The 5729-nt window shown below is 69.0% G+C and carries 4 protein-coding genes and 1 pseudogene; 1 reads left to right on the forward strand and 4 read right to left on the reverse strand.

All coding sequences use genetic code 11. The features are described 5' to 3' along the window. Window positions 1-5: 5 nt before the first annotated feature. The 3 genes from FNH05_RS30430 to FNH05_RS39535 all read right to left on the reverse strand — a co-directional run bounded on the left by FNH05_RS30430 (window position 6) and on the right by FNH05_RS39535 (window position 4084). Window positions 6-2813, reverse strand: a complete 2808-nt coding sequence (locus FNH05_RS30430) for a vitamin B12-dependent ribonucleotide reductase (protein WP_144592299.1) — start codon at window positions 2811-2813, stop codon at window positions 6-8. A 25-nt stretch (window positions 2814-2838) separates the two neighbouring features. After that, a complete protein-coding gene (gene nrdR / locus FNH05_RS30435; RefSeq protein ID WP_144592300.1) occupies window positions 2839-3309 on the reverse strand; it encodes a transcriptional regulator NrdR in 471 nt (156 codons plus the stop codon). A 322-nt stretch (window positions 3310-3631) separates the two neighbouring features. Further along, window positions 3632-4084, reverse strand: a complete 453-nt coding sequence (locus FNH05_RS39535; protein ID WP_246128026.1) for a LysM peptidoglycan-binding domain-containing protein — start codon at window positions 4082-4084, stop codon at window positions 3632-3634. 338 nt (window positions 4085-4422) lie between these two features. Between FNH05_RS39535 and lexA the strand changes: the two genes are divergently transcribed. Then, window positions 4423-5148 carry a transcriptional repressor LexA gene (lexA, locus tag FNH05_RS30445; RefSeq protein WP_144592301.1) on the forward strand — a complete coding sequence of 242 codons (726 nt, stop codon included), beginning with the start codon at window positions 4423-4425 and terminating at the stop codon, window positions 5146-5148. Window positions 5149-5289: 141 nt separating this feature from the next. Here the strand turns inward: lexA and FNH05_RS38945 are convergent. Further along, a pseudogene (locus FNH05_RS38945) lies at window positions 5290-5729 on the reverse strand (hypothetical protein); the annotation flags it as partial.

Below are 5729 nucleotides of genomic sequence, written 5' to 3' on the forward strand. Positions count from 1 at the left end.
GGGTATCAGCTGCAGCCGGAGGTGGCGCCGCAGCCTTCGCAGACGTAGCACGAACCGGCCGGCCGCATCTTGGTGCCGCAGGTCATGCACAGCGGCGCGTCCGCGGCCTTGCCGAGGTGCAGTTCCATCAGCTCGGCGGTGCTGTGCGCGGACTCGGTGTCCACCTTGGACTGGTTCGACTCCACCGTGCTGCGCAGGGCCTCCAGGTCCACGCTTTCCTGCTCGACGGTGGCAGGCGTGCCGTAGTCCGCCTCGACCTGCGCGGTGCGCTCCTCGGCGGTGAAGATGCCGAGCTGCGCGCGCTTTTCGTAGGGCAGGTAGTCCAGCGCCAGGCGGCGGAACAGGTAGTCCAGCACGCTGGTGGCGATGCGGATGTCCGGGTCGTCGGTCATCCCCGCCGGTTCGAACCGCAGGTTGGAGAACTTCGACACGTAGAACTCGAGCGGGATGCCGTACTGCAGGCCCACCGAGATCGACATGGAGAAGGCGTCCATCACACCGGCCAGGGTCGATCCCTGCTTGCCGAGCTTGACGAAGATCTCGCCGAGCCCGTCGTCCGGGTAGGAACCGGCGTGCAGGTATCCCTCGGCACCGCCGACGGTGAACGACAGGGTCTGGCTCGGACGCTTCTTCGGCAGGCGCTTGCGGACCGGCTTGTACTCGACGATCTTCTCCGGTTCGGCCACCGCCACGGCCGTTTCCTTCTTCGCCGAGGACAGCGGCTGGCCGACCTTGCAGTTGTCACGGTAGATCGCCAGCGCCTTCAGGCCCAGCTTCCAGCCCTGGAAGTAGATCTCCTCGACGTCCTCCACGGTCGCCGACTCGGGCATGTTGACCGTCTTGGAAATCGCGCCCGAGATGAACGGCTGCACCGCGGCCATCATCCGCACGTGGCCCATCGGCGCGATGGACCGCTCACCGATGGCGCAGTCGAACACCTCGTAGTGCTCGGGGCGCAGGCCCGGGGCGTCCACCACGTGGCCGTGCTGGGCGATGTACTCGACGATCGCCTCGATCTGCTCGTCCTGGTAACCCAGTGCCTTCAGCGCCCGCGGCACCGTCTGGTTGACGATCTGCATGGACCCGCCGCCGACCAGCTTCTTGAACTTCACCAGCGAGAAGTCCGGCTCGATACCGGTGGTGTCGCAGTCCATCATGAAGCCGATGGTGCCGGTCGGGGCCAGCACGCTGGCCTGCGCGTTGCGCCAGCCGCTCTTCGCGCCGATCTCGATGCCGCGCTGCCATTCCCGGGTGGCCAGATCGCGCACCGCGACGTCGTTGGCGTGGTAGGTGCGGATCGCGTCGTTGGCGGCCGCGTGCTTGCGCATCACACGCTGGTGGCCCTCGGCGTTACGGGCGTAGCCCTCGTACGGACCGACGATGCCGGCCAGCTCCGCCGAGCGACGGTAGGAGGTACCGGTCATCAGCGAGGTGATCGCCGCGGCCAGCGCGCGCCCGCCGTCGGAGTCGTAGGCGTGGCCGGTGGCCATCAGCAGCGCGCCCAGGTTGGCGTAGCCGATGCCCAGCTGGCGGAACTTCCGCGTGGTGTCGCCGATCGCCTCGGTCGGGAAGTCCGCGAAGCAGATCGAAATGTCCATCGCGGTGATGATGAACTCGACCGCCTTGACGAACAGCGGCGCGTCGAAGGTGCCGTCGTCCTTCAGGAACTTCAGCAGGTTCAGCGAAGCCAGGTTGCAGCTGGAGTTGTCCAGGTGCATGTACTCGCTGCACGGGTTCGACGCGGTGATGCGGCCCGACTCGGGGCAGGTGTGCCAGTCGTTGATCGTGCCGTCGTACTGCACGCCGGGGTCGGCGCATTCCCACGCCGCCTGCGCCATCGAGCGGAACAGCTTCTTCGCGCCGACCCGTTCGATCACCTCACCGGTGAGCCGGGCCCGCAGGCCGAATTCGCCGTCGTCCTCCACCGCGTGCATGAACTCGTCGCTGACCCGCACCGAGTTGTTCGCGTTCTGGTACTGCACGGAGTTGATGTCCGCACCGGAAAGGTCCATGTCGAACCCGGCGTCGCGCAGGACCCTGATCTTCTTTTCCTCGCGCGCCTTGGTCTGGATGAACTCCTCGATGTCCGGGTGGTCGACGTCCAGCACGACCATCTTCGCGGCGCGGCGGGTGGCGCCACCGGACTTGATGGTGCCCGCCGAGGCGTCGGCGCCGCGCATGAACGACACCGGGCCGGAGGCGGTACCGCCGGAGGAGAGCAGTTCCTTGGAGGAGCGGATGCGGGACAGGTTCAGGCCCGCGCCCGAGCCGCCCTTGAAGATCAGCCCTTCTTCCTTGTACCAGTTGAGAATCGACTCCATGTTGTCGTCGACCGCCAGGATGAAGCAGGCGCTGACCTGCTGCTTGGAGGTCGTGCCGACGTTGAACCACACGGGCGAGTTGAAGCTGAACACCTGGTGCAGCAGCATCCAGGTGAGCTCGTGCTCGAAGATCTCGGCGTCGGCGGCACCGGCGAAGTAGCCGTTCTCGGTGCCCGCCTTGACGTAGGTCTTCACGACCCGGTCGATGAGCTGCTTGAGGCTGTGCTCACGCTGGGGGCTGCCCACCGCGCCCCGGAAGTACTTGCTCGTGACGATGTTGGTGGCGTTGACCGACCAGAAGTCGGGGAACTCCACCCCGCGCTGCTCGAAGTTGATCGAGCCGTCGCGCCAGTTCGTCATCACGACGTCGCGCTTTTCCCAGTCCACCTCGTCGTAGGGGTGCACGCCCTCGGTGGTGAATACACGGGCGACGCTCAGGCCTCGCTTGCCCCTCTTCGCGCTTTTGCCGCCCGTCGCCACGGTCTCCGTCATGATCTCCCTCTCCTGCCGGAGGCGGTCATTCGCCTTCCGGTACCGAATCCGCCATGGCCTTGCGCAGGTCCGCAATCTCCTTCTCGAAGTCCTCGACGGACGAGAAGGACCGGTAGACACTGGCGAACCGGAGGTAGGCGACCTCGTCGAGCTCGCGAAGCGGGCCGAGAATGGCCAGGCCGACCTCGTGGCTCGGGATCTCCGCGACCCCCGTGGAGCGGATGGTTTCCTCCACCCGCTGCGCGAGTTGCTGCAGGGCGTCGTCGTCGACCGGCCTGCCCTGGCAGGCCCGGCGCACGCCCCGGACCACCTTGTCCCTGCTGAACTGCTCGGTCACCCCGGAACGCTTCACGACGGCGAGCACCATCGTCTCGGAGGTGGTGAACCGGCGGCCGCACGCCGAGCACGACCTGCGGCGGCGGATCGCCTGTCCCTCATCCACCTCGCGAGAGTCGACGACCCGGGAGTCGGCATGGCGGCAGAACGGGCACCGCATCGGCCGATCACCTTTCCCTTCCGTCAGTTCCGTTGCACCGGTCTCCCCGGGGGCTACCCACCGCCGCCCAGCCCGCCACGCAACGGTCAAGGAAACGGCGTCGACCTGGTGATCGACTTGTGGACAGCCGGTGGGCAAGTACCGAGCAGCTGTGGACAACTCGCTTCAGACTACCCCAACTTGTGGACCAACTACAGCCATGTAACTACTACATATAGCGGTGGACCTTAGAACGCGCGCAGTCGGGGCGCAAGCGAGGGGTGGCCTTGGCGGACGTGTCGTTCCTCGCCCCGGCGGCCCGCACCCGCCGGACCAGCGCGGATCAGTTCCCGGCCCCCGCGAAGTTCCCCCCGACGGGGACGGTCAGCGGCATGCCGTCCACCACCGCGTCGCCGCCGAGGCGGTTCAGTTCCCGGATCCGGGCGACCACCGCGTCCGGATCCACCCCCGGCGCGTACCGGCGGGCGAGCGTCCACAGGTTTTCCCCGGCGCCCACGGTGACGGTCGCGGTGCGTTCCGGCACCGCCCCCGACACGCGGCCGGCGAACAGGGTGAGCCCGGCGACGAGCAGGGCGGCCACCAGTGCGAGCGCGAGCAGCCATCGCCACCGCCAGGTGACCGGTTTCGGCCCGCAGCCGGACCGCGCCGGGCGACCGCAGGCCGCCACCAGCCGCGCCCTCGTCGGGGGCCGTCCGGGCTCCCCCGCGGGGCGGAGGACCTTCCGGCCTTCGGTGACTCGTTCGAGAGCGGAGACGCCATTCAGCAGCACCGACATTCCGCCGGCCTCCTCGCAGGTCTGGGACCTGGTCCGGCACCGAGCGCCACGGGAGCCAGGTCGAACACCAGTTCTATCGAACCTCAGAGCGAATGTGTACCACCAGGCCCCGCCGAAATCGAGCCCAGCCCGGCGTGTCGCTCGAACAGTTGTTTGATGTTCACGGCCTCCTGGACTACCGTGGGTGACCAGGAGAAGGCGAACCGCGCCGGTCGCGCGGTCCGGAAGCCGGTGCCCGTCCTGACGCCGTCCCGACGCCGCCATGGCGCCGGGTGGCATCGGGCGGTCACGGGGTGATCGCCGGATGCCGTGCGGACAGAGAACTGGGAGGCAGCAGAATGACAGACACCGACGAAGCGGCCGAGATCCCCCGGCGGCCCGGCGGCCGCTTCGGGAACGTGCACCCGCTTCCCGACCCCGAAGACGTCGAGGAGGGCCTCAGCCCGCGCCAGCAGCAGGTACTGGAGGTCATCCGGGCCTGGGTCGACCGGTTCGGTTACCCGCCCAGCGTCCGGGAGATCGGCGAGGCCGTCGGGCTCACCTCCACCTCCTCCGTCTCGCACCAGTTGCGCACCCTCCAGCGCAAGGGCTACCTGCGCCGTGACGCGAACCGCCCCCGCGCGGTCGGCGTGCTGACCGCCGACGCCGAACGGGCGGCACGCATCGGCCGCACCGAGGCGCAGATGCCCAAGCCCGCCTACGTGCCCGTGGTCGGCCGGATCGCCGCCGGCGGCCCGGTACTGGCCGAGCAGTCCGTCGAAGACGTCTTCCCCCTGCCCAAGGACATCGTCGGCGAGGGCGAGGTGTTCCTGCTCAAGGTCGCGGGCGACTCGATGATCGACGCCGCGATCACCGACGGCGACTGGGTGGTGGTCCGGCAGCAGCCGACCGCCAACAACGGCGAGATCGTGGCGGCGATGATCGAGGGCGAGGCCACGGTCAAGACCTTCAAGCGCAAGGGCGGCCACGTCTGGCTGCTGCCGCACAACGAAGCCTACGAGCCGATCCCGGGTGACGACGCCACCATCCTGGGCAAGGTCGTCGCGGTCCTGCGCCGCCTCTGAGACCTGTTCCGGGCGTTTCGCGTGGCGGTGCGGGTAGCGGAACCTGCCGTGGTCTCTCGCTGCGGAATCGCCTCCTCGTGAATGCCGGACATCCCCGCCGGAGCGGGCGCGCTCTGCGTGCTTCGGCGGGGTGGGCGCCGGTCACCTCCCGAAGCGGCGCTTGATCCATCCCCCGCCGAACACCAGAGCGCTGGCCAGGGCCACCGCGAGCAGCAGTCCCGGCATCGTCCGCATGCCCGAAGGCTTCCCCGTCGTCGCCGTTTCGCCGTTCCCGGCGGGCGAAGCCGGGCCGGTGCTCGTGTTCGCCGCCAGCGCGACCGCGCCGTGTACCGCACGAATCGGCTGTCCGACGCCCTCCCCGCCGGACAGCAGGGTCCCGTCGGGTTCGAACGCGATCGCCTCTCCCTGCGGCTCGCCCGGCAGCGGCACCCGCACCGGCTCCCGCCGCAGCGCGGCGAGCACATCCCCGTCCGGCGCGGGGTAGAGGTAGGCGTCGGTGTAGGTGCGCAGCGCGACCATCTTCCCGTCCGCGCTGGTCGCCCCGCCCGTGACGAGCACCGAGCCGAACCCCGCCACCGGCC

Source organism: Amycolatopsis rhizosphaerae (genome assembly GCF_007713715.1).
Classification (GTDB): domain Bacteria; phylum Actinomycetota; class Actinomycetes; order Mycobacteriales; family Pseudonocardiaceae; genus Amycolatopsis_E; species Amycolatopsis_E rhizosphaerae.

Coding starts and splice junctions, on each gene's coding strand:
- FNH05_RS30430 (WP_144592299.1), bottom strand. CDS start 2,813: ATGACGGAGACCGTGGCGACGGGCGGCAAAAGCGCGAAGAGGGGCAAG.
- nrdR (WP_144592300.1), bottom strand. CDS start 3,309: ATGCGGTGCCCGTTCTGCCGCCATGCCGACTCCCGGGTCGTCGACTCT.
- FNH05_RS39535 (WP_246128026.1), bottom strand. CDS start 4,084: ATGTCGGTGCTGCTGAATGGCGTCTCCGCTCTCGAACGAGTCACCGAA.
- lexA (WP_144592301.1), top strand. CDS start 4,423: ATGACAGACACCGACGAAGCGGCCGAGATCCCCCGGCGGCCCGGCGGC.